The organism is Actinoplanes sp. NPDC049802, assembly GCF_040656595.1.
Lineage (GTDB): Bacteria > Actinomycetota > Actinomycetes > Mycobacteriales > Micromonosporaceae > Actinoplanes.
On sequence record NZ_JBFAMR010000025.1, the window covers coordinates 1 to 22995 of the forward strand.

The 22995-nt window shown below is 70.8% G+C and carries 23 protein-coding genes and 1 pseudogene; 9 read left to right on the forward strand and 15 right to left on the reverse strand.

Annotated elements, in window-relative coordinates:
* Positions 1-87, forward strand: a pseudogene (locus AB0I88_RS18870) (transposase); the annotation flags it as partial.
* Positions 88-289: 202 nt separating this feature from the next.
* Here AB0I88_RS18870 and AB0I88_RS18875 read toward each other — a convergent pair.
* Positions 290-490, reverse strand: a complete 201-nt coding sequence (locus tag AB0I88_RS18875; protein ID WP_361025588.1) for a hypothetical protein — start codon at positions 488-490, stop codon at positions 290-292.
* A 632-nt stretch (positions 491-1122) separates the two neighbouring features.
* Between AB0I88_RS18875 and AB0I88_RS18880 the strand changes: the two genes are divergently transcribed.
* On the forward strand, positions 1123-3177 hold the full coding sequence (locus AB0I88_RS18880; protein ID WP_361025591.1) for a methyl-accepting chemotaxis protein: 2055 nt from the start codon (positions 1123-1125) through the stop codon (positions 3175-3177).
* 1 nt (position 3178) lies between these two features.
* On the opposite strand, the gene AB0I88_RS18885 is transcribed toward AB0I88_RS18880, so the two are convergent.
* The 6 genes from AB0I88_RS18885 to AB0I88_RS18910 are packed head-to-tail and all read right to left on the reverse strand — an operon-like array spanning position 3179 to position 8386.
* Complete coding sequence (locus AB0I88_RS18885) at positions 3179-4366, reverse strand: ABC transporter permease (protein WP_361025594.1); 1188 nt, start codon at positions 4364-4366, stop codon at positions 3179-3181.
* A complete protein-coding gene (locus AB0I88_RS18890) occupies positions 4363-5037 on the reverse strand; it encodes an ABC transporter ATP-binding protein (RefSeq protein ID WP_361025597.1) in 675 nt (224 codons plus the stop codon). Before AB0I88_RS18890 ends, AB0I88_RS18885 begins: the two co-directional genes overlap by 4 nt.
* Positions 5034-6053 carry a peptidoglycan-binding domain-containing protein gene (locus AB0I88_RS18895; protein WP_361025600.1) on the reverse strand — a complete coding sequence of 340 codons (1020 nt, stop codon included), beginning with the start codon at positions 6051-6053 and terminating at the stop codon, positions 5034-5036. Before AB0I88_RS18895 ends, AB0I88_RS18890 begins: the two co-directional genes overlap by 4 nt.
* Positions 6053-6535 carry a hypothetical protein gene (locus AB0I88_RS18900; RefSeq protein WP_361025603.1) on the reverse strand — a complete coding sequence of 161 codons (483 nt, stop codon included), beginning with the start codon at positions 6533-6535 and terminating at the stop codon, positions 6053-6055. The genes AB0I88_RS18895 and AB0I88_RS18900 overlap by 1 nt, the downstream gene beginning before the upstream one ends.
* Positions 6536-6560: 25 nt before the next feature.
* The gene (locus AB0I88_RS18905) at positions 6561-7721 is read right to left on the reverse strand and encodes an ATP-binding protein (protein WP_361025606.1); all 1161 of its coding nucleotides are present in this window, start codon (positions 7719-7721) and stop codon (positions 6561-6563) included.
* Positions 7718-8386 (reverse strand): response regulator transcription factor, encoded by a 669-nt coding sequence (locus AB0I88_RS18910; protein WP_361025609.1) that lies wholly within the window; start codon positions 8384-8386, stop codon positions 7718-7720. The genes AB0I88_RS18905 and AB0I88_RS18910 overlap by 4 nt, the downstream gene beginning before the upstream one ends.
* A 133-nt stretch (positions 8387-8519) precedes the next feature.
* Here AB0I88_RS18910 and AB0I88_RS18915 point away from each other — a divergent pair, with 133 nt between their 5' ends.
* The 3 genes from AB0I88_RS18915 to AB0I88_RS18925 all read left to right on the forward strand — a co-directional run bounded on the left by AB0I88_RS18915 (position 8520) and on the right by AB0I88_RS18925 (position 11103).
* A complete protein-coding gene (locus tag AB0I88_RS18915; RefSeq protein WP_361025612.1) occupies positions 8520-9152 on the forward strand; it encodes a helix-turn-helix transcriptional regulator in 633 nt (210 codons plus the stop codon).
* A 162-nt stretch (positions 9153-9314) separates the two neighbouring features.
* Positions 9315-10262, forward strand: a complete 948-nt coding sequence (locus AB0I88_RS18920) for an ATP-binding cassette domain-containing protein (RefSeq protein WP_361025615.1) — start codon at positions 9315-9317, stop codon at positions 10260-10262.
* Between the two features lie 64 nt (positions 10263-10326).
* Positions 10327-11103, forward strand: a complete 777-nt coding sequence (locus AB0I88_RS18925) for an ABC transporter permease (RefSeq protein ID WP_361025618.1) — start codon at positions 10327-10329, stop codon at positions 11101-11103.
* Here AB0I88_RS18925 and fahA read toward each other — a convergent pair.
* The 7 genes from fahA to AB0I88_RS18960 form a co-directional block, all read right to left on the reverse strand.
* A complete protein-coding gene (gene fahA, locus AB0I88_RS18930; RefSeq protein ID WP_361025621.1) occupies positions 11100-12338 on the reverse strand; it encodes a fumarylacetoacetase in 1239 nt (412 codons plus the stop codon). The genes AB0I88_RS18925 and fahA overlap by 4 nt on opposite strands.
* The gene (locus tag AB0I88_RS18935; RefSeq protein ID WP_361025624.1) at positions 12335-13099 is read right to left on the reverse strand and encodes a hypothetical protein; all 765 of its coding nucleotides are present in this window, start codon (positions 13097-13099) and stop codon (positions 12335-12337) included. The genes fahA and AB0I88_RS18935 overlap by 4 nt, the downstream gene beginning before the upstream one ends.
* Entirely contained in the window at positions 13096-14292 is a 1197-nt protein-coding gene (locus AB0I88_RS18940; protein ID WP_361025627.1) for a cupin domain-containing protein, read from the reverse strand. The genes AB0I88_RS18935 and AB0I88_RS18940 overlap by 4 nt, the downstream gene beginning before the upstream one ends.
* A gap of 18 nt (positions 14293-14310) precedes the next feature.
* Positions 14311-15516: a 4-hydroxyphenylpyruvate dioxygenase gene (gene hppD, locus AB0I88_RS18945; protein WP_361025630.1), complete on the reverse strand. Its 1206-nt coding sequence runs from the start codon at positions 15514-15516 to the stop codon at positions 14311-14313.
* Positions 15517-15723: 207 nt separating this feature from the next.
* A complete protein-coding gene (locus AB0I88_RS18950) occupies positions 15724-16932 on the reverse strand; it encodes a DUF6596 domain-containing protein (protein ID WP_361025633.1) in 1209 nt (402 codons plus the stop codon).
* On the reverse strand, positions 16929-17087 hold the full coding sequence (locus AB0I88_RS18955) for a YciI family protein (RefSeq protein ID WP_361025636.1): 159 nt from the start codon (positions 17085-17087) through the stop codon (positions 16929-16931). Before AB0I88_RS18955 ends, AB0I88_RS18950 begins: the two co-directional genes overlap by 4 nt.
* A gap of 293 nt (positions 17088-17380) precedes the next feature.
* Positions 17381-18610, reverse strand: a complete 1230-nt coding sequence (locus tag AB0I88_RS18960) for an alpha-amylase family glycosyl hydrolase (RefSeq protein ID WP_361025639.1) — start codon at positions 18608-18610, stop codon at positions 17381-17383.
* Between the two features lie 146 nt (positions 18611-18756).
* Here AB0I88_RS18960 and AB0I88_RS18965 point away from each other — a divergent pair, with 146 nt between their 5' ends.
* Together AB0I88_RS18965 and AB0I88_RS18970 are read left to right on the forward strand one after the other, a co-directional pair.
* The gene (locus AB0I88_RS18965; protein WP_361025642.1) at positions 18757-19911 is read left to right on the forward strand and encodes a serine hydrolase domain-containing protein; all 1155 of its coding nucleotides are present in this window, start codon (positions 18757-18759) and stop codon (positions 19909-19911) included.
* Between the two features lie 51 nt (positions 19912-19962).
* Complete coding sequence (locus AB0I88_RS18970) at positions 19963-20931, forward strand: DUF1152 domain-containing protein (RefSeq protein WP_361025645.1); 969 nt, start codon at positions 19963-19965, stop codon at positions 20929-20931.
* Positions 20932-21120: 189 nt separating this feature from the next.
* On the opposite strand, the gene AB0I88_RS18975 is transcribed toward AB0I88_RS18970, so the two are convergent.
* Positions 21121-21423, reverse strand: coding sequence for a hypothetical protein (locus tag AB0I88_RS18975; RefSeq protein WP_361025648.1), 303 nt, complete (start codon positions 21421-21423; stop codon positions 21121-21123).
* 16 nt (positions 21424-21439) lie between these two features.
* Here AB0I88_RS18975 and AB0I88_RS18980 point away from each other — a divergent pair, with 16 nt between their 5' ends.
* Positions 21440-22012 (forward strand): transglutaminase family protein, encoded by a 573-nt coding sequence (locus AB0I88_RS18980; protein ID WP_361025651.1) that lies wholly within the window; start codon positions 21440-21442, stop codon positions 22010-22012.
* A gap of 95 nt (positions 22013-22107) precedes the next feature.
* The gene (locus tag AB0I88_RS18985; RefSeq protein ID WP_361025654.1) at positions 22108-22767 is read left to right on the forward strand and encodes a Bax inhibitor-1 family protein; all 660 of its coding nucleotides are present in this window, start codon (positions 22108-22110) and stop codon (positions 22765-22767) included.
* Positions 22768-22995: the final 228 nt, after the last annotated feature.

The window sequence follows — 22995 nt, forward strand, 5'->3', positions numbered from 1 at the left end:
CCGACCCTGTGGACCAACTCGTACCTCGTCGCCACCATCGGCGGCGCAACCCCGAAGATCGTGAAGAGATATGTCGAGAACCAGCGCAACGTCTGCCAGACACCCATCCACCCTGACGGCGAATGGGCCATCCCTGACCTGCTCCACAGGCAATCCGATTCCTCCCCACGGCTAAAGCCGGGGGTTTCCACGGAGGTTTCTCGATGAGAAGGCCTGGCACCCCGTCCACCGAACGGATCAGGGTGCCAGGCCGGCGATCATCGAAAGGTCTGGCGGTTGCCGCCCGCGGTCAGGCGGGTTCGGGCACCGCGCCGGGCTCGTCCGGCACAGGCTGGACGGGTACCGGCACGGCCGGCACCGGCTCCGGTGGCGGTGGCGGCAGTGGGTCGGGGCTGTCCGGGGACAGCTCGCCCGGGTCGTCAGGAATCGGCGCGCCTGGGTCGAGTGGTGGGTATTCATCCGGGTCCGATGGGATGTTCTCCACTGGCATCGGGTGACCTCCTTACGATTCGCCCGATCTGTGAAGATCACCTACCCGGCCGTGACCCCGGGCAAACGGCGATCCGGAAAGGTCAACACCGCGAGCGCGAGAACGAGCGGGAATTCCTTGTCCTACCCCTACCTGCTGTCCGACAACGGCGCTGGCCACCCGGCTGCGGGGCCGGCAGATCCATCGCGGCGGCGAACCGGCCGGCGGCCGTGGCGAACAGCTCCGGCCGGTCGTCGTGGCCGTCGTCGGCCGGCGCGGGCACGGTCATCTGGCCGAGGTGGGCCGCCGGCAACCGGCTCGGCTGCGCCCGGGCCCGGCCTACGCTGACCGGCACCGGCCGGTCATCGGCGCGTGTGACCCGAGTACGGCGGCGGCTGCCGGCTGACGACTGTCACATCCCCGGCCACCAGCAGCACCCCGCCCGCGATCGTCTTTGCCGCGTCATCACATCATCGTGGACTGTCGGCACCACACCGGCATCACCCGAGAGGCGACCGGCGCGTCGGGCACTCCTGCGCCGGACCAGTCGATGATCCACTCTGACCGGCTGTCGGTGCGGTCTCAACGCACGTGAGACAGCGAGGGCCACCGGGACACCGGCCGGCCTCGCTGCGGGGGCCGGGACCGGATTGATGATCAAGGATGGTACGCGGCCCGGCGTGCTCTGTGCGGCGTTCATGATGTCCGGCGCGCACGGCGTACGCATGCGGCACGACTCCGCCGGGAGGCGTACCCCTGTGGTTGCGCCTGATCCGCGAGGTGACGTGATCACCGGGGAGAAGTCGCTCGACGGCCGAACCTGGACGGCGGTCCGGGCGGTCCGTCTCGGCGGCCTGCCGGAGACCGTGCGGTCCGGCGTGTTCGCCTCCTCGCCCCAGCACCGCGGGATCGACCAGGATCTGACCGGGACGACGAAGAACGGGGGCCCGGCGCGTCTGGAGGTGCTGCTGGGGCGTGTGGTGGCGATCCCGGCGGCGGCCGCGGTGCTGATACACCGTCGGGGCGTGCGAACTGCCCGGTTTCCCGGCAATCATGCCGAATCGGCCGCCGCGATGGTCGAGGATCGAAGGGTGAACGAAACCGTGCCATTCGAGACCGCGTCACGCCGGTTCGGGGACTTCCGGATCGGCACCAAGATCCTCGTGGTCGTGCTGCTCGTGGCGGTCCTCGGTGGTGGCGTGGGGATGTTCGCCCTCAAGCAGATGTCCACGCTGAACGCGGCGACCGCAAACGTCCACGCAGAGGCTCTGAAGACACAGACCGTGGCGAACATCCGCAACGCCTTCAACCGCGCCCGGCTGGACGGGCTGGAATATCTGTTCGCCGGCAACGACACGGACCGTGCGAAGGCGGGCGAGCGTTTCGAGTCCGAGTTCGTCATGATGGGCGAGACGGCGACCGCCTATCGGGCGCTGCCGATCACCGAGGCCGAGCGGTCGCTGTTGCAGGTGTTCACCGAAAGCATGGACCGGTACCAGCCGCTGGTGAGGGACCGACTGTTCCCCCTCGCCGATCAGGGGCGGATCGGCGAGGTCCGTGCTCTGCGAACCGCCGAGCTGGTGCCGCTGGTGGTCACGATGAGGGACGCGCTGACCGAGCTCTCCGACTCTGCCGTCGCCCAGGCTTCGCGGGCCAACACCGCGGCCGGCGACGAGTACCGGCAGGCCAGGGCCATTGTGCTGACCGCGATCATGCTGGTTCTGTTGGCCGGCGCGGCGATCGCGGTGCTGTTCGCCCGAAGCATCACCCGGCCGCTGGCCCACTGCGTACAGGTGCTGCGGCGCATCGACGAGGGTGACCTGACCGCCCGGACCGAGGTGGGCGGCGGCGACGAGGTCGGCGAGCTGGCCGCCGCCCTGAACAACACGGCCGGAACGGTGGCCACCACGGTCCGGCAGGTGCGCGACGACGCCGCCGCCCTGGCCGGCACCTCCGACCGGCTGTCGGTGATCGCCGAGGAGCTGACCCGGTCCGCGCAGATCACCGCCGACCAGGCCGGCTCGGTGTCCGCCGCGGCCGAGGTGATCTCCGGCAACGTGCAGACGGTGGCGGCCGGCACCGAGGAGATGGGCGCCTCGATCCGGGAGATCGCGTCCAGCGCCGGCGACGCCGCCCACGTGGCCGGCACCGCGACCACGGCCGCGCAGCGGACCAGCGACACGATGGCGAAGCTGGGCGCGGCCAGCGCCGAGATCAGCGAGGTGATCAACGCGATCACCAGCATCGCCGAGCAGACGAACCTGCTCGCGCTGAACGCGACGATCGAGGCGGCCCGGGCCGGCGAGTCCGGCAAGGGCTTCGCCGTGGTGGCGTCCGAGGTGAAGGACCTGGCGCAGGAGACGGCCCGGGCCACCGAGGACATCAGCCAGCGGATCGCCGCCATCCAGTCCGACACGGACGCCGCGGTGTCCGCGATCGCCGACATCGGCCACGTGATCGCCCAGATCAACGACTACGCGACGACGATCGCGGCGGCCGTCGAGGAGCAGACCGCCACGACCGGCGAGATGGGCCGCAACGTGGCCCAGGCGGCCTCCGGGTCCGGAGCGATCGCCGCCGACATCACCGCCGTCGCCGAGACGGCCACGCGGACGTCGTCCAGCGCCGACGACGCCCGCCGCACGGCCGCCGAACTGGCCGGCATGGCTCAGCGGCTCGGCACCGCGGTGAGCAGCTACCGCGTCTGACTCACGGGTTGGCGAGCGCCTCGGTGGGTGGGAGGCGGGCGGCGCGCATGGCCGGGTAGAAGCCGGCCAGACCGCCGATCAGCAGGGTGGCGCCGACGCCGCCGGCCATCACCCATGGCGGGACGACGGCGGCCCAGCCCTGGACCGCCGCGAACGCCGCCGTGACACCGATGCCGAGGACCACCCCGCCCACGCCGCCGAGCAGGGACAGCAGCAGCGCCTCGGCGAGGAACTGGGTGCGGATCTGACCCCGGGTGGCGCCCAGGGAGCGGCGCAGGCCGATCTCGGAGCGGCGTTCCAGCACCGAGATGACCATGGTGTTGGCGACGCCGATGCCGCCGACGAGCAGGGCCACCGCGCCCAGGCCGAGCAGCAGGGCGTTGAGCGCCTGCCTGGTCTCCAACTGCGCCCTCAGCGCCTCGGACGGGCGCGACACGGTGGCCTCGCCGGGATTCTCCGGGTTCGCGGCGGCGCCCAGCAGCGGCTGCACGGTGGCGACCGCGCTCTGCCCGGGACGGGCGTAGACAGTGGTCGGGGAGCCGTCGAAGCCGAGATCCCGTTCCGCCACCGGCCAGCCCACGAAGGCGCCGTAGTCGAGGTCGGTGAGCAGGTCGTTGGGCGCCAGGATGCCGACCACCGCGAACCAGCGGCCGCCGAGCCAGATCAGCTGAGCCGGTCCTGCCTCATGGACGGCCAGGGACTTCGCGGCCGTCCAGCCGAGCACCACGGCCGGATGGGTGATGTGGGCGTCGGTGAGCCAGGACCCGGCGACGGTACGGGCGCCGGCCACCGTGGGCAGGTCGGTCCGGGCCGCGTAGACCACGATGCCGCCGGTGCGTTCCGTGGGGACGTGGTCGTTGCGGTAGGCCCGTGCGGTGGTCCGGCCGACCGCGGAGACCGACTCGACCCCGGGCAGCGCGCCGATCATGCCGACCGCGGTGTCCGGCAGGCGCGACCGTTCCTCGGCGCTGACGGTCAGCAGGTTGGTGCCGAAGGAGCTGAGCCGCCGGTCCAGCTCGTACGTGGACGACGCCGAGATGCCCATGACACCGACCATCGCCGCGATCCCGATGGCGATGCCGAGCGCGGACAGGAACACCCGCATGGGCCGCGACCGCAGCCCGTGTCCGCCGACACGGACCACGTCGGCGAACGGCATCCGGGCCGGGATCAGCGCAACAGTGCTCATTGGCGCACCTCCGGGACGATACGACCGTCCTTGAGCCGCACCTCGCGGGGCAGGGCGGCGGCGATGTCCCGGTCGTGGGTGATGACGACGACCGTGGTGCCGCCGTCGTTGAGCTCGCGCAGCAGTTCCAGGACGGCCCCGCCGGAACGTGAGTCGAGGGCGCCGGTCGGCTCGTCCGCCAGGAGCAGCGGCGGATCGCCGAGGACGGCCCGGGCGATGGCGACCCGCTGCTGTTCGCCGCCGGAGAGCTGATGCGGCAGGTGCCCCATCCGGTGGTCCAGGCCGACGCGGTGCAGGGCCTGTTCGGCCGCTCTGCGCCGGTGGCCGCGGGACCGGCCGCTGTAGAGCAGGCCGTCGGCCACGATGTCGATCGCCGGCACGCCGCGGGCCAGGTGGAACTGCTGGAAGACGAAACCGATCGTACGGGCGCGCAGCACCGACAACTGCCGGTCGGTGAGGGCGCCCACGTCGTACCCGTCGATGTGCAGCGTGCCGGAGGTGGGTCGGTCGAGGGTGCCCATGATGTGCAGCAGGGTGGATTTGCCGGAGCCGGACGGCCCGACCACGGCGAGCAGTTCGCCGTGGTCGATGCGCAGGTCGGCGTCGCTGAGAGCGAGCACGTCGCCGTACCGCTTGGACACTCCGGTCAGCTCGACGACGGGCCCGGTCATTCGGGCACCCCCACGGCGCGGCCCTCGGTGACGCCGTCGCCGGAGACCTCCACGTAGCCGCCGGAGAACAGGCCCGTCCGCACCGGAAGGTACGCGCCACCGGTCATCACGGCGTAGCCACCGCCGGGGCGGGCCACCAGGGCGGTGACCGGCACGGCGAGGACGTCCGCGCGGGTCTCGGCGGACAGGATCACCGAGACGGTCGCCACCTCGTACCGGCCGAGGCCGCGCTGCTCGGGCACGGCCAGTTCGACCGGCAGGGTGGCGCCGCCCTGTTCCCGGGAGGTGGGCGTGCCGATGCCGGTGACCTTCGCGGGGACGGTGGCCCCGTCGGGCAGTTCCACGGTCGCCGCGGTCCCGGCCCGCACCAGGTCGGCGTGGTCGGTGTCCAGGGCCACGGTGACCACCCGCTCGGTGCCGGTCCAGCGCAGCAGGACGCCAGAGGCGGGGGCGCCGGTCTCGGTGACGACCTCGGCGACGCGACGTGCCCCCGAGGACACCACGGCGTCGCCGGGTTCGACCCGGCCGGTCCGGGCGCGGCCCAGCGCCTGCTGCCAGTCGCGGACCGCGGCCGCCGTCGACGCGGTGAACTCGGTGTCGACCGTGAAGCCGGTGTAACCGAGCGCGCTCAGGTTGCGTTCCAGCTGTCTGACGTCGCCGCCCTCGCTGCCGGCGCGCAGGGTGCGGTAGAGCGGGACGGCGCCGTAGAGCAACGGGATCCGCTTCTGGTCGAGGCGGTAGACGGTGTCGCCGCGTTTCAGCACGTCACCCTCGTGCGGCAGCCAGGTCACCATGCCGTCGCCGGCCGCCCGCACCCCGGCGGTGTCGCCGAAGCCGAGGCCACCACCGACCTTCTCGGTACGGGTCAGGGTGCGTCTCTCGACCGTGGCGGTGGCGGCCGGCCCGGTCGGCGCGGCTGTCGACGGGTCTTCGGCGGCGTCGATCATCCCGGCGCCGGCCGCGATCACCGCGATGCCCAGCGCCGGAAGCACGAGAAGTACGCGTTTGCGGGCCATCAGTCGAGGTCCTGGATGTGCGTGTCGCCGCCCGGGTCTCGCGGGTCGCAGTGTTTCCGGGCGTTCTTGAATTCGGTGGATTCCGGCTCGATCCCGGTTCCGGTGAGAATGACGGTGACGGTGTTTCCGGCGACCTCCGGATCCGGGAACTCCGGCAGTTCGCCACGCATGCAGGTGGTCCAGGCGGTGACTTTCGCCGGATCGACCGGGTCGCTGTCGCCGGCGTCGCCCTGCGGTTGCTTGTCGCGGCAGGCCTCCTCCGCCTTCCGCAGCACCGCGTCGTCGACTTTCGGCAGTTCCAGCCGGACGCCGTGGTCCTCGCGCACCGGATCGGGGGCGTCCGGGATGCCGTTCGCCCGCAGGCATGTCGTGTAGTCCATCGCCTGCTGGAAATGGTCCTCGTCGTCGCCGCCCGTGATGGTGCCGCACCCGGAGAGGACCATTACCGCGGTGACCGTCCACACCTTTCTGATGTTCGCCATGCCGGGAGTTCTACGCCCCGGCCGGTCACACGACGGGCACATTCTCCAGCGGAAAGAGAACGGTGACGGCGAGGCCGCCCTCGGGCCGGGCCAGGACCGTCAGCTCGGCGGAGTGTGCGGCGGCGATGGCCGCAACGATCGACAGGCCGAGACCGTGATGACCGTCGTCGGCGTTCCGGTTCAGCCGCTGGAACGGGGTGAGCAGCCGGCCCACCATCTCCGGCGGAACCGGCGGTCCGGTGTTGGAGACGGTCAGGAAGCAGCGCCCGTCCTCGACCCCGGTCGCCACCTCGACCCACCCGTCCGGGACGTTGTAGGTGATCGCGTTGTCGACCAGGTTCGCCACCAGCCGCTCGATCAGCACCGGATCGCCGGTGACCCGGGCCGGCGCCAGATCGGTCGCCACGGTGAAGTCCGGCCGCCGGGCGAAGGATCCGGCCGGCACGGACAGGTCGATCTCCTCCCTCCGGTCCAGGCCGCGCTCGCTGGTGGCCAGCACCAGCAACGATTCCAGCAGACGGGCCTGCTGCTCGCTGACGGCCATCAGCTCCCGGAACCGCTCCCGGAAGGTGTCGGCCGTCGCGTCCCGGTCGATCACGGCCTCCTCCAGCAGGGCGTGCTCCAGCGTCAACGGCGTCCGCAGCTCGTGCGCCGCGTTGGCGACGAACCTGCGGTGCGAGTCCAGGGCCGACTCCAGCCGCCCGAGCAGGCCGTCGACCGTGTCGGCGAGGTTCTTCAGCTCGTCACGCGGCCCGGGCGCGGCCAGGCGTTCGTGGACGTTGTGCGCCGAGATCCGCTGGATGGTGTCGGTCATCGTCTGCAACGGGCGCAGCAGCCGGCCGGACACCACCCATCCCAGACCGATCGAGATGACCGACATGACGGCGAGCGCCACACACGACTGCACGAGCAGCGTCTGCATGATCTCGGCCTTCTCCATGGCGACCTGCTCCCGGGCCGACTCCATCAGCAGGCGCAGGTTCTCCGGCAGCTCCGCGTCGTCCGGTGACGGCTCGCCCATCACGACGGCGGTGACGACCTCGCTGCCGTCCTGCGCCCTCTGCACCGTCAGCGCCGACGCGCCCCGGTTGAGGGCGACCAGGACGTACGTGATCGTCAGCAGCAGCGTGCCGGAGATCAGGAACAGCAGACCGTACAGCAGGGTGAGCCGAAGCCGGACCGTCACGGTCGCCCCTCTCCGATGCGGTAACCGGCCCGGGGCACGGTCTCGATGACGGGCGGTTCGCCCAGTTTGGACCGCAGCCTGTTCACGGTCGCCTTGACGGTGGTGGTGAACGGGTCGGCGGCCTCGTCCCACACCCGTTCCAGCAGCTCCTCGGCGGACACCACCCGGCCCCGGGCGGTCAGCAGGTGCTCCAGAACGGCCAGTTCCTTCGGGTTGAGCGGCAGCCGGCGCCCGGCCCGGGCCGCCACCCGGCGGGCCGGGTCGAGCGTCAGATCACCGTGCGCCAGCGTCGGCGGCACGGCCGGCTGGGAGCGGCGGCCCAGGGCCCGGATCCGGGCGATCAGTTCGGCGTACGCGAAAGGCTTCGGCAGATAGTCGTCGGCGCCCATGGTGAGGCCCAGCACCCGGTCGGCGAGCGTCCCGGCCGCCGTCAGCATGAGCACCCGGGTCCGCTGCGGTTCCCGCATCAGCTCGGCGCACACCTCGTCACCGTGCACCCCGGGCAGGTCACGGTCGAGGACCACGACGTCGTAGTCGACGTCGGCGGCGCGGTCCAGGGCGGCGGTCCCGTCGTAGGCGACGTCCACGGCCATGCCCTCCCGGCGCAGCACCCGGGCCACCGAGTCGGCGAGACGGGTCTGATCCTCGACCACCAGGACTCTCATCAGCACTCCTCCGCCGCCCGGCGACAGCGTACGACGGAGGCGGTCACACCGGTGTCACAGCGATTTCGGGCTTCCCAACGACACTCGTATGCGTAATACTCGGCTACGGATATACGGTTGCGAGGAGGTCGGGATGGCGGCGCGGCGAAAGGTCGGCAATCTGCTCGGGCTGCACGTCATGGCGACCCTGCTGGCGGGACCGCTGCATCCGTACGAGATCGCCGCCCACATGCGCACCCGCAACAAGGAGCAGGACCTCGACATCCGGTGGGGTTCGCTCTACACCGTCGTGCAGAACCTGGAGAAGCACGGCTTCATCCAGGCCACCGAGACGGTCCGCGCGGGCCGCCGCCCGGAGCGCACCGTCTACCGGCTCACCGACGCCGGCCGCGAGGAGATGAAGGACTGGCTGCGGGAGCTGGTCGGTCATCCGGCCCGCGAGTTCCCCCGCTTGAAGACCGCCCTGTCGGTGATCGGCGTCCTGCCGCCGGACGAGGTGATCGAGCTGCTGGAGCAACGGCTCAGCGTGCTCACCGTGGAGAACGACTCACAGCGCTCCACCCTGCGCGGCGCCGCCCACGAGGTGCCCCGGATCTTCCTGGTCGAGGCGGAGTTCCAGCTGGCCATGCGGGAGGCCGAGGCGGCCTGGATCGAGCGGCTGCTCAAGGAGCTGCGGGACGGCTCGCTGGGGGGCCTCGACGTGTGGCGGCACTACCACGAGACCGGCCAGACGCCGGACTTCACGAGTTTCCCGGAGCCGCCGTAGGCGCCGGGAGAGACGGCGGCCCGGACCGGGTGCGGGAACACCCGGTCCGGAACCGCCCACCTCTGTTCACCTGTCCGCGGGAACGGGCCGGCGCGTCCGAGGCGTGTCGCAGCATCGAGGATAGCCGGGCCCGGCTCCGCGGCCGTCCGCATGGAGCGACCCATGTCCGATGCCGTCACGGCACACGACCTCGGCAAGTCCTATCCCGGCGGCGTCCGGGCCCTCGACGGGCTCTCGCTGACCGTCCGCCCCGGCGAGGTGTTCGGGCTGCTCGGCCCGAACGGCGCCGGCAAGTCCACCACCGTCAAGATCCTGACGACGCTGGCCCGGCCGGATTCCGGCACCGCCACCGTCGCCGGACACGACGTGCTGCGCCACCCCGAGCGGGTACGGCGTCACATCGGCGTGGTCGCCCAGCGACCGGGCCTCGACCCGATGGCTTCCGGCCGCGACAACCTCACCCTCCAGGGAAGACTCTTCGGGGTACACGGCCGCGAGCTGCACCGGCGCACCGGCGAACTACTGGAACGGTTCGACCTGACCGCCGCCGCCGGACGCCCGACCCGCGGCTGGTCGGGCGGCATGCAGCGCCGGCTGGACGTCGCCATGGCCCTGATCCACCGGCCGGACGTGCTGTTCCTGGACGAGCCGACCACCGGGCTCGACCCCGAGGTCCGGGCCGCCATGTGGGCCGAGATCGCCCGGCTCGCCGCCGAGGAGTCGATGGCCATCCTGCTCACCACCCACTACCTCGACGAGGCCGACCGGCTCGCGGCCCGGCTCGCCATCGTCGACGAGGGCCGGATCGTCGCCGAGGGCACACCCGCGGAACTGAAAGGGGAATTGCGCGGGGACGCCGTACATCTGGAATTGGCTCGTGCCGCCGATGAGCCGCAGGCGCGGCAGGCGATCGGGGCCGTCACGCGCTTGCGGGAGGTCTCTTTCGACGGCCCCCGGCTGAGCGCGCGGGCCGACGACGGGGCGGCGGCGGTTCCGGCCGCTCTGGCCGCCCTCGAAAACGCCGGAATAGCAGTGGCCACGGTGACCGTGGCGAGGCCCTCACTCGACGACGTCTATCTGCGTCACGCGGGAAGGCGTTTCGCGGCATGACCGAGCGCACCGAGCGGCACCGACCGCAACCGGCGAACGGCATCGCACGCGAGGGAGACACAGCATGACGACTCTTGTCACGCACACCTTCTGGATGACGAATCGGCGGCTCAAAGTGCTGGTGAAACAGCCGGCACTCGTGCTGATTCTGCTGGTGCAGCCGGCGATCTGGCTGTTCCTGTTCGGCAATCTGTTCCGGCGGGTGGTGGAGCTGCCCGGATTCGGGGCCGCCTCCTATCTCGACTACCTGGTGCCGGGCGTCGTCGTCATGGCCGCGGTGTCGTCGAACATGTGGGCCGGCATGGGAATGCTCGAGGAGATCGAGCGCGGAACCATGAACCGGCTGCTCACCACCCCGGTGACACGCAGCGCGATCATGAACTCGGCGGTCGTCGAGCAGGCGCTCAGCACCGCCGTGCAGGTGGTGGCGATCATTCTGCTCGGGTTGATCGCGGGCGCCGAATACCCCGGCGGGCCGGCAGGTCTGACCGTTCTCACCGTGGCGGCGCTCCTTCTCGGGACGATCTTCAGCGCCCTCTCCAACACGATCGGCATGCTGGCCCGGCAACGGGAGACGATCATCGGGATCAACACCATGCTGCTGTTGCCGCTGACGTTCCTGTCGTCGGCGTTCATGGCCGAGACGCTGATGCCGGAATGGATGCGGACCATCGCCGCGGCCAATCCGGTGAACTGGGCGCTCGACGCGGCACGGGCGGCGATGAGCGACGATCCGGATTGGGCCACGGTACTGACCCGGTGCGGATGGCTGGCGGCGGCCGCGGTCGCGATGCTGCTGCTCTCCACGCGGACCTTCCGCGCGTACCAGAGATCGGTCTAGAAACAGCGGCCGGTCCGCGAGCCGGGGATGATCCGGCCGCGGACCGTGCCGAGGCCGATCACTGCGCCGTCCGGGCCGGGCGCGGAAGCGGTGATCACCACCTCGTCGCCGTCCTCCAGGAACGTGCGGACCGATCCGTCCGGCAGGGTGATCGGCTCCTGACCGTTCCAGGACAGTTCGATCAGGGAGCCGGGCTCGCCGCCGCTGACGGTGCCGGAGGCGTACAGGTCGCCGGTGCGCAGGGACGCGCCGTTGGCGGTGAGATGGGCCAGCATCTGCGCGCCGGTCCAGTACATGCCGGCGAAGGAGGGCCGCGCGACGACGTGGCCGTTGAGGCGCACCTCCAGGCGGATGTCGAGTCCCCAGAGCGGGGTCTTCTCGTCGTCGAGGTAGGGCAGCAGCGCGGTGGTCCGGGCCGGGGGCGCGACCCGGGCGTGGTCGAGGGCGGCGAGCGGGACGATCCACGGCGAGATCGAGGTGGCGAACGACTTGCCGAGGAACGGGCCGAGCGGAACGTACTCCCAGGCCTGGATGTCACGGGCGGACCAGTCGTTGACCAGGCACATCCCGAAGACGTGCTCCTCGAAGCGGTCCAGCGCGACCGGCCGTCCCAGCGCCGAGGGGACGCCGACGACGTAGCCGAGTTCGGCTTCGATGTCGAGACGCTGCGACGGTCCGAAAGTGATCTCGCCGTCGGCTGACCGGCGCTGACCGGAGGGGCGGACCACCTCGGTACCGGAGAGGATCACGGTGCCGGCCCGGCCGTGGTAGCCGATCGGCAGGTGCTTCCAGTTCGGGGTGAGCGGGTCCTGCCCGGGCCGGAACATCCGGCCCAGGTTGGTGGCGTGCTGTTCGGAGGCGTAGAAGTCGACGTAGTCGGCGACCGTGAACGGCAGGTGCATGACCGCGTCGCCGGCCGGAATCAGGTGGCCGCCGAGCAGGTCGCGGTACACCTCGTCGGACAGCCAGGTGGTCAGCGCGGCGCGCAGCGTGGCCCACACCCGCGGGCCGGCGGCCAGCAGCGTGTCCAGCGACGGCCCGGCGACCGCGCCGGCCAGCTCGGGCGCGAGACGGCGGGTGGCGGCGGGCAGGTCGATGATCCGGTCGCCGATCGCCACGCCCGTGCGCGGGTGCGGGTCGGCGGCCGTGTGGAACACGCCGTAGGGCAGGGTGGCCACGCCGAACGGGTGGCCGGCCGGGATGTCGAGCCAGGTCGACGCATGGTCCTGAGTCAAAGCACAGCCTCCAGTAGGCCGAAACGCAGCAGGCCGTCGACCGGCTGGCTGATGCTGCACGTGCCGAAGCTGACGAAATGGTGCCGCACGGCCTTCACCAGGACCTCGTCGATGCCGGCGACCGCGTTCGCGACCCGGTCGCCGTCCTGGTCGGCCAGTGCCCGCTCGATGTCGTAGCCTTGCAGGGCGCGGGCGGTCGCCAGGATGACGTTGAGGTAACCGTGGTGCTCGAATCCGGTGGCCGGATCCCGGTGCCGGATCGGATCGTGCAGGCCCGCGGTCAGTTTGAACGACAGGCCGCCGCGCACCGCCGACCACAGGGCGCGGGCGAGCTGGGCCTCGCTGGGGAAGGCGTCCGCGCGTACCCCTCCGGTCCTGATCTTCAATCGAAGGCCGGCGTCACGCAGGGCCGCGACGCGCGTCGCGGTGATCTCGTCGCACAGGATCTCGTGGTACGCGGTGAGCGCCCCGCCGTAGCCGGAGACGGCCGGCGCCTCCACCGAGACGATCTCCACCGAGGGGTGTTCCGGCAGCTCGGTCGCCAGGTCGGGCAGGATCAGCGACACGCGCAGCGGCGGACCGCCGGCCGTGGCGGCGACCAGCTCGTCCCAGCGGGCCAGCGTGCAGATGAACGGCCCGAGCAGCGGCGCCAGCCCGGACTCGCGGCGGTCCCGGTGGGCCCGGACCGCGTCCGGCATCGGCAGGTCACCCGGCGGGAAGATCGCGGCGTCGTCCAGCAGGCCCGTGAACAGCGGGTTCATGAGCGTTTCGCCCAGGTCCAGGCGTAGACGCCGTCGTCGCAGAGCCGCCCGGCCTCGCCCAGCCCGAGCGGCCGGAACGTGTCCACCATGACCGCCAGCTCGTCGAAGCGTTCCGCGCCGAGGCTCGCCTCGATGGCGGCCGGCTGCGGGCCGTGGGAGTGGCCGCCCGGGTGCAGCGACACCGAGCCGACGTTGATGCCGGAACCCTTGCGGGCCTCGTAGTCGCCGCCCACGTAGAACATGACCTCGTCGGAGTCGACGTTCGAGTGGTAGTACGGCACCGGCACCGCGAGCGGGTGGTAGTCGACCTTGCGGGGCACGAAGTTGCAGATCACGAAGTTGTTGCCCTCGAAGACCTGATGCACGGGCGGCGGCTGGTGCACCCGCCCGGTGATCGGCTCGAAGTCGTCGATGTTGAACGCGTACGGGTACAGGCACCCGTCCCAGCCGACCACGTCGAACGGGTGGTGCGGCAGCAGGTGCACGGTCCCCGCCAGCCCGGCCGGCCCGTCGCCCCGGTGCTTGATGTAGACCTCGACGTTCTCCCCCTCCACCACATGAGGAGCATCGGGGGTACGAAGATCGCGTTCACAATACGGCGAGTGTTCGAGGAACTGCCCGTACCGGGACAGGTAACGCTTCGGTGGCGCGATGTGGCTGTTGGCCTCGATCGTGTACAGCCGCAGCGGGTCGTCGCCGGACGGCACCCACCGGTGGGTGGTCGCCCGCGGGATGATCACGTAGTCGCCGCGCCCGACCGCCAGGTCCCCGAAGATCGTCTCCACGGTGCCCGATCCAGCCTCGACGTAGACGCACTCGTCGCCGGTGGCGTTGCGGTACAACGGCGAGGCGGCGCCGGCCACCACGTACCCGATCCGCACGTCCGCGTTGCCGAGGATCAGACGGCGGTCGCGGACCGGGTCGCAGGACTTCCACTCCTCGCCGTCGAACAGCTGGTGCAGCTTGAGGTGCCGGGGCAGCAACGGCTGGTTGGACTCGGTCGACTGGTCGGGCAACTGCCAGAGGCGGGCGCCGACCACCGCCGACGGGACGTGCCGGTGATACAGCAGCGACGAGTCGGAGGAGAAGCCCTCCTCCCCCATCAGCTCCTCGTAGTAGAGGCGTCCGTCCGCGTCGCGGTGCTGGGTGTGCCGCTTGGCCGGGACGTCGCCCGCCCTCTGGTAGTACGCCATGGGACTCTCCCGATCAGGTCAGAAGTTGCCGCGCTTGGCCTGCTCGCGCTCGATCGCCTCGAACAGCGCCTTGAAGTTGCCCTTGCCGAAACCGAGCGACCCGTGCCGTTCGATCAGCTCGAAGAACACGGTGGGCCGGTCACCGATCGGCTTGGTGAAGATCTGCAGCAGGTAGCCGTCCTCATCACGGTCGACCAGGATGCCGCGTTTCTGCAACTCCTCGATCGGCACCCGGACATTGCCGATGCGGGCCCGCAACTCCGGGTCGGAGTAGTAGGAGTCCGGCGTCGCCAGGAACTCCACACCCTCCTCGGCCAGCGCGTCCACCGCACCCAGGATGTCGTTGGTGGCCAGCGCCAGATGCTGGGCGCCCGGACCGCGATAGAACTCCAGGTACTCGTCGATCTGCGACTTCTTCTTGCCGATCGCCGGCTCGTTCAGCGGGAACTTGACCCGGTGGTTGCCGGACGCCACCACCTTGCTCATCAGCGCCGAGTAGTCGGTGGCGATGTCGTCGCCGATGAACTCGGCCATGTTCGTGAAACCCATGACCCGGTTGTAGAAGTCGACCCACCGGTCCATGGCGCCCAGCTCGACGTTGCCGACGATGTGGTCCAGCGCCTGGAAGATCCGCTTCGGGGCGCCGGGACGCTTGCGGCGTGCCGAGCTTCGGGCCACGAAACCGGGCAGGTACGGTCCGGTGTAGTGGGTCCGGTTGACCAGCGTGTGCCGGGTCTCGCCGTACGCCGCGATGGCCGCGATCCGCACGGTGCCGAACTCGTCGGAGACGTCGTGCGGCTCCTCCAGCACGGTGGCGCCCTGCGCGCGGGCGTGCTCGACGCACTTGTCCACGTCCGGCACGGTCAGCGCGATGTCGGTGATGCCGTCGCCGTGGCGGGCGTGATGGGCGATGACCTCGCTGTCCGGGTCCACACCGCCCTTGATGACGAACCTGATGGCGCCGCTCTTCAGCACGTAGGCCATGTGGTCGCGGTTGCCGGTCTCCGGCCCCGAGTAGGCGATCAGCTCCATGCCGAACGCGGACTGGAAGAAGTGCGCGGTCTGGGTGGCGTTGCCGACCGCCCACACGATCGCGTCCCACCCGGTCACCGGGAACGGGTCACCGGCCGAGTCGTACTCGACGAGACCCACCAGCTGCTTGAGGGTGGCGAGGTCCAGCTCGGCAAGCCTCTCCTCATCGGTCAGCGTGTCGTTGACGGACATCCTGCTCCCTTCACCGCGGGCTGCTGTTGAAACGCAGCCTGCTCAGGGGTCGTGAGGTGCGCAACACGTCCATCCGGCGAAGGGCAACCTGCCCAGGTACTCGAGTCTTGAGCCCAGATCACTGAACAATCTGCCTACCGATCCCCGGCGGCATCGACCGGCTGCCGGGCCGCATCGGGCCGGGGCGAGCGACCGGTGCCTCTCCCTCTACGCGGCGGCCCGGCGCAGGCGACGGGCCCGGGACTCCAGGTGGCGCTGTTCGGCGAGGCTGGCGGTGGCCCTCGCGGCCTGGCGGTAGCAGTCATGGGCGGCCGGGAGGTCGCCAGAGCGTTCCAGCAGGTGGGCCCGCACCGAGAGCAGGCGGTGATGGCCGGTCATGCGCTCGTCGGCGTCCAGGGTGGCCAGCAGGGTCAGGCCCGCTTCGGGCCCGTCGATCTCGGCCAGGGCGACGACCCGGTTCAGGGTGACCATCGGGTTCGGGGCTATCCGTTCCAGGATCAGGTAGAGGGCGTGGATCTGGCGCCAGTCCGTCTCGGCGGTGGTGAGGGCGTCGGCGTGGGTGGCCGCTATGGCCGCCTGCAACTGGTACGGGCCCAGCGCGGTGCCGCCGAGTGACGCCTTCGCCAGGGTCATGCCCTCGTCGATCCGGGGCCGGTCCCAGCGGGTTCGGTCCTGTTCGTCGAGCGGGACCAGGTCGCCCGACGCCGTCGTCCGGGTGTCCCGGCGGGCGTCGGTGAGCAGCATCAGCGCCAGCAGGCCGGTCACCTCGCTGTCACCGGGCAGCCGGGTGTGCACCAGCCGGGTCAGGCGGATCGCCTCCGCCGCCAGGTCGGCGCGGGTCAGGCGGTCGCCCGACGACGCCGTGTAGCCCTCGTTGAAGATCAGGTAGAGGACGTGCAGGACGACGCCGCGACGCTCGGGGCCGTCGGGCGCCGGGAACGAGCTTCCGGCCTGCCGGATCCGCTGTTTGGCGCGGCTGATCCGGGCGGCCATCGTGGCCTCCGGCACCAGGAACGCCCGGGCGATCTCGGCCGTCGTCAGGCCGCCGACCGCCCGCAGCGTGAGCGCGGTCTGCGACGCCGGGGTGAGCGCGGGATGGCAGCACAGGAACAGCAGCAGCAGTGTGTCGTCGGTGTCCGGAACCTCCGGCGGCAGTTCGGTGCAGACGGCCACCTCCCGTACACGACGGGCCTGCTCACTGCGCACCTGGTCGACGAGCCGCCGGGACGCGACGGTGGTGAGCCAGGCGCGCGGGTTCCCCGGCACGCCCTCGGTCGGCCACTGCACGGTCGCGGCGAGGACGGCCTCCTGTACGGCGTCCTCGCAGTCCTCGAAACGGCCGTGCCGGCGGACCAGCGCGCCGAGGACCTGCGGCACGAACTCGCGCAGCAGGTCCTCGATGGCCGGTTCGGTCACGCGTCGAGGTTGCCGTCCGCGAACATCACCTGGCGCACCTCGACACCGAGGCCGTCGATGGCCGCGTCCGGGATCTTCGCCGCCAGGGCGAGGGCCCGCTCCCGGTTCTCGACGTCGACCAGGTAGAAGCCGCCGAGGAACTCCTTCGCCTCCACGTACGGCCCGTCGGTGACGACGGGGCGTCACCGCGTACCGAAACGACCGCGGCCTTGGAGGGGTCGGCGAGGGCGAGCGTGGTGATCAGCTCGCCGGACGCCTTGATCTCCTCAATGAACTTCCCGTGGCCGTCGCCGACGGCTGCCCTCTCCTCGTCGGTGAGGGCGTCCAGCACGGCCGGGTTGATGTGCAGGCTGATCAGGAAACGCATCGTCGTACTCCTCTTCGGGGTTGCTCTCGACCGGTAGTCGGAGCCGTCACCGCAGCCTTGACATGCCTGCCGGAAAGAACTTCAGCCGAGAATCTGCCAGCCGTGCGCGGGGACTGTTCCCGGGACGCGGCCGTCGCCCTCCAGCAGCACCGGCCCGGCCACGTCGATGTCGAACGTCGTCTCGGTGTCACCGACGTTGAGCAGGGTGATCAGACGGTTCCCGGGTGCGGTGGAGATCAGTGCGGCGGCAGTGTTGGTCAAGGACGATGCTTCGGTACGGGCATGCGTGAGCCACGGATGGCGACGGCGGATTCCGATCAGTCGCTGGTGCAGGCGGTAGGTCGGCCACCCGTACGCCGAAAGGTCCTCGGGTTTGGCGGGCAGGAGCGGGCGGACGTCGTCGTCACCACCGGCACGATCCTGCTTCACACCCCGGTAGGCCTGCTCGTCGCCGTAGTAGATGCTCGGCGAACCGCCGGTCGTGAACAGCACCGCGAGGGCGTGCCCGATGTGGCGTTCGTCGTCGAGCCTGCTGGCGATACGGGTGACGTCATGGTTGCCGACGAAGGTGAGCGGCAGCCCCGCCTCCAGGACCTCGCCGTGCCGCTTCAGCGCCCACGCCAGCTCGAACAGGTTGCGGTCGTTGAGGCTGCTCCAGATCGCCTTCCACAGCTCGTACTGGGTGATCGAGTCGAGGCCGCTGTCGCGCAGGTAGGCGGTGTAGTCGCCGTGGATCAGCTCGCCGGTGAACCAGGCCTCCGGGTGGCGCGGCCGGACCCGGTCGAGGACGGCCCGCCAGAACCGGGGCGGCACCGCGTAGGCCGCGTCCAGCCGCCAGGCGGAGACCCCGCGGTCCAGCCAGTGGTTCATGACGCGGGCCACGTGCTCCTGGACCTCGGGTTCGTCGTGGTCGAGAGCGACCAGCTGGTGGTGTCCCTCGAAGACCTCGACATGGCCGGAGTCGTTGTGACGCAGCCAGTGCTCCGGAGCCGGGAAGCCGCGGCCGACGTGGTTGAAGACACCGTCCAGCATCACCCGCACGCCACGGGACCGGGCCGCGTTGATCAACTCGTCGAAGTCGGCGTCGTCACCGAGACGCGGGTCGATCCTCAGGTAGTCGATGGTGTCGTAGCCGTGCGTCTCGGAGGCGAAGACCGGGCCGAGCTGGAGGCCGTTGACGCCCATCTCGACGGCGTAGTCCAGCCAGTCGATCAGGTGGCCGAACCGGTGGCCCGGCCCACTGTGCAGTCCGCCGGTGAAGCCCAGCGGATAGACGTGCCACCAGATGGCGTGATCAGCCCAGTTGCTCATCCTGGTAAGGCTAGCCCGGGAGGCGGTCAGGGCAGCGGGGTGGTGCTGGCCCCACCTTCTGCCGGGAGCTAGCCGGATGGGATCGGATCGAGAATCTTCATACGGTCGGTGTGCAGCATTTCCCGCATCCGTATGGAGGGCTTGACATGCGCGTACACCTTCGCCGATGGGGCGCGGCCGCCGCGTTGACCGCGATGGCCGTCGGCGTCACCGCGGCTCCGGTCTCGGCCGCCGCCCGGCCCGGGCCGTTGCCGGCCGCCGTCGACGACCTGCACGAGCTGGGCATCACCGGGGTGCAGGGATTCGCCCGGGTCGACGGGGAGGTCAGCCGGGCACGGGCCGGTGTCGGCGATCTCCGGCGTGGCACACCGGTGCCGATGGACGGCTATTTCCGGATCGGCAGCAACACCAAGACGTATGTGGCGGTCGTGGTCCTGCAGCTGGTCGGCGAGGGGCGGCTGTCCCTGGACGACACCGTGGACCGCTGGCTGCCCGGCGTGGTGGCGGGCAACGGCAACGACGGCGGCCGGATCACCGTCCGGCAGTTGTTGCAGCACACCAGCGGCCTCTACAACTACACCGCCGACCTGCCGGCGTTCTCCGGCGAGGAGGCTTTCCTGGCACACCGGTTCGACCGGTTCGAGGACGCCGATCTGGTCGCCCTCGCGATGAAACACGAACCGAACTTCGCGCCCGGGGAGAGCTGGGACTACTCCAACACCAACTACATCCTCGCCGGGATGGTGATCGAGAAGGTCACCGGGCGGCCGTGGGAGGCCGAGGTGCGCTCGCGGATCCTGCGGCCGCTCGGCCTGAGCGAGACGTCGGCGCCCGGTGACCGGGTGTCGCTGCCCCGGCCGCACGCCCGGGCCTACCAGCAGTGGGAGCCGGGCGGCCGGCTGTCCGACGTGACCGTGTTCAACCCGAGCGCCGCGAGCGCCGCCGGCAGCATGGTGAGCACGCCGTCGGACGTCGCCCGGTTCTGGCAGGCGCTGCAGGACGGGCGGCTGCTCAAGCCACGGCAGATGCGGCAGATGCACGAGACCGTGCTCGCCACCACGTTCCAGGACTACGTCCCCGGTGGACGGTACGGGCTGGGCATCATGTTCGTCCCCAACCGGTGCGGCGGCTACTGGGCGCACGGCGGTGACGTCCCCGGCGTCAGCACCGTCAACGGCGTGAGCGCCGACGGCGACCGGGTGGCGGTGCTCGCCCTGACCACCCAACTCGCCGGGGAGCAGGAGACGGTCGCGGTGCACCGCCGCACCCTGCGCCTCATGGACGACGTCATCTGCGGCTGACGGGGCAGTGCGGGGCGGCGCGCCGGGCGGGCCGTGGTTGATCATTGGCGGGTGACGGATCTCGCCGCATCGTTGACCATCCCTCCCCTGTTCGCCGCGCTCTCCTCCGCCCGCCGCGTGCTGATCGCCGGGGCCGGCGGCGGCTTCGACGTCTACGCCGGGCTGCCGCTGGCCCTCGCCCTGTGGAACAACGGCACCGAGGTGCACCTGGCGAATCTGTCGTTCTCCGAGTTGGAGCTGATCGACAGGGACGCCTGGATCTCCGACCACGTGGTGGCGGTGACCCACGAGACGGCCACCCCGGACTGGTACTTCCCGGAAGGAACGCTGGCCCGCTGGCTGTCGCGACACGACCTGCCGTCGACCGTCCACGCCTTCCCGCCGCTCGGGGTGCAGACGTTGCGAGAGGCGTACCGGTTCCTGGTCGACCGTCTGGATCTCGACGCGATCGTCCTGGTCGACGGGGGCACCGACATCCTGTGCCGCGGTGACGAGAACGGGCTGGGCACGCCCGTCGAGGACATCACCAGCCTGGGGGCGGTGGCCGGCATCGACGTGCCGGTGAAGCTGGTGACCTGCCTCGGCTTCGGCATCGACGCGTACCACGGCGTCAACCATGTGCAGGTGCTGGAGAATCTGGCCGCCCTCGACCGTGAGGGCGGCTATCTGGGCGCCCTGTCGATTCCGGGCGCCAGCCGGGAGGCGGTGCTCTACCGGGAGGCGGCCGCCGACGCGGCGGCCGCCACCCCGGACCGGCCCAGCATCGTCAACGGCCAGATCGCGGCGGCCGTCGGCGGGGCTTTCGGCGACGTGCAGTTCACCCGGCGCACCAGCGGCAGCACGCTGTTCGTCAACCCGCTGATGTCCATCTACTTCACCGTCGACCTGGACAAGCTGGCCGCCCGCTGCCTCTATCTGGACCGGTTGGAGAACACCATCGGCCGCCGCCAGGTGATCACCCGCATCGAGGCGTACCGCAGCGAGGTGTCGCCGCGGATCCCCCGCGCCTACCCGCACTAGCGGTATCGCCGCTCGTTGATCTGTCCCCGGCTGAGGCCGCGACCCCGGGCTTCCCGAAGAGGAGTCGTACACCCGCGGTGGGTGTCGCCACACCCACCGCGGGTGTACGACCGAAAAAGAGCTGTCCGTCGATCTGAGCGCGAATCTCCGGCCGACGCCGGCGCGTTGCTCGTCTCCGCGGGCCCTCAGCTATTCCTCGTCGTCGCCCTGCACCCGGCCGCCCAGCGCGGCGGCGAGCCGGTGCGCGAGCCGTTCGGTGTCGTCCGAGTAGACGCCCTTGATCGTCACCGCGCCCTTGCGCCAGGTGAAGCTCGTCGCGTCACCGTGCGGCTCGTAGATCCGTTGCTCGCCGATGTCGAGCCAGGCCACATGGCCGGTCATCCGCAGCTCGGGCGTCTGGTCCGCCAGTTCCTCCCACTCCGGCCGGCTGATCGGATGCTCCTCGCTCTCGAACCAGTTCCCGGCCCGGGTGATGTGGAATTCGTAGCCCATACGGCAGACTCTAGGAATGGATCTTCGGGCCGGCGACCCCGGAAGCTATCTGGGCGGGGACGAGATCGTCGAGACGGCCCATCCCGGGGTACGGGCATTGGCCGCCGATCTGCGGGCCGCCCACCCCGGGGACGAGGACTTCGCGCGGGCCGCCTTCGAGTGGGTGCGTGACCGGGTGCGGCACTCGGTCGACGCCCAGGACCCGCGGGTCACCCTGACCGCCGGTGAGGTGCTCGGCGCCCGGGTGGGCCTGTGCTACGCCAAGTCGCATCTGCTGGCGGCCGTGTCGCGGGCCGGCGGCATCCCCACCGGACTGTGCTACCAGCAGTTCGCCGGCGAGTCCGGGCCGGTGCTGCACGGCCTGGTCGCGGTCCACCTGGACGGCCGGTGGCATCGCCAGGATCCGCGCGGCAACCGGCCCGGCATCGACGCCCGGTTCCGTCTCGACACCGAGCAGCTGGCGTTTCCGGTCGCCGAGCGGGACTTTCCGGAGGTGCACGTGTCGGCGTCGCCGGCCGTGGTCGCCGCCCTGCGCGGCGCCGGCGACGTGCTGGAGCTGTGCCGGACCGGACTGCCCGGCACGCCCTGATCGCACCGTCCGATATCACCCCTGGCGAAGGAAGCCAGGGGTGATCGCGAGAGGCCAGAGTAGGGCCAGACCACCTCGACCGCGGAGGACTTGCGATGGACGACGCCTACCCGTACCGTCCGGCCGCGATGGCCACCCGGGACCGTGGCCACACGCTGTTCGCACAGACGATGGGCTACGTCGCCGGGACCACCGCACTGTTCGCGCTCGGCGCGTATCTGGGCCGGAACCTGCCGAGTTTCGCGGCGTTCATGGCCTACCTGGCGTCGTTCGCGGCGCTGATCGCCATGCAGTTCACCGTCCGTAGGTCGAAACAGACGACGGTGCTGCTGCTCGGCACGTTCGGGCTGCTGATGGGCGTGGCGATCGCGCCGACGCTGGTCTACTACGCGAGCACCGATCCGCAGGCGCTGTGGCAGGCGGGCGCGGCGACGGCGTTGTTCGTCGCCGCGTTCGGCGCCGCCGGGTACGCCACCCGCCGCGACCTGTCGGCTCTGGCCCGCCTGTGTTTCTGGGCCCTCGTCGGCCTGCTGATCTTCGGCATCGTGCTGATCTTCGTGAACATCCCGGGCGGTGCGCTGATCTACTCGATCCTCGGCCTGGTGATCTTCGCGGGCTTCATCATGTTCGACTTCCAGCGGCTGCGGCGCTCCCGCGACATCGACTCGGCGCCCCTGCTCGCGGCGTCGATCTTCCTCGACATCCTGAACGTCTTCCTCTTCTTCCTGCGCATCTTCCGCGGCGGCAACCGCTGAAGACCTTTATCGGGTACGCGCGACCCTGTCCCGTTCCATTTGGGCGTCCCGTCCGTGCGGCGCGGGCTCGCCGGACGGTCCGGCCCGTGCCGCGCCCGCCGGGCTGAGTCCCTGCCGCTCCGCTGCGCGAAGCTGCCCTAATCGGAAGGAAGTAGGTCTACTTCCGAGTTAGATCTCCGCTTCCGCGAGCCGGCCAAGCGCCGTCTCACCGAACCGCCGCCGCCCCCG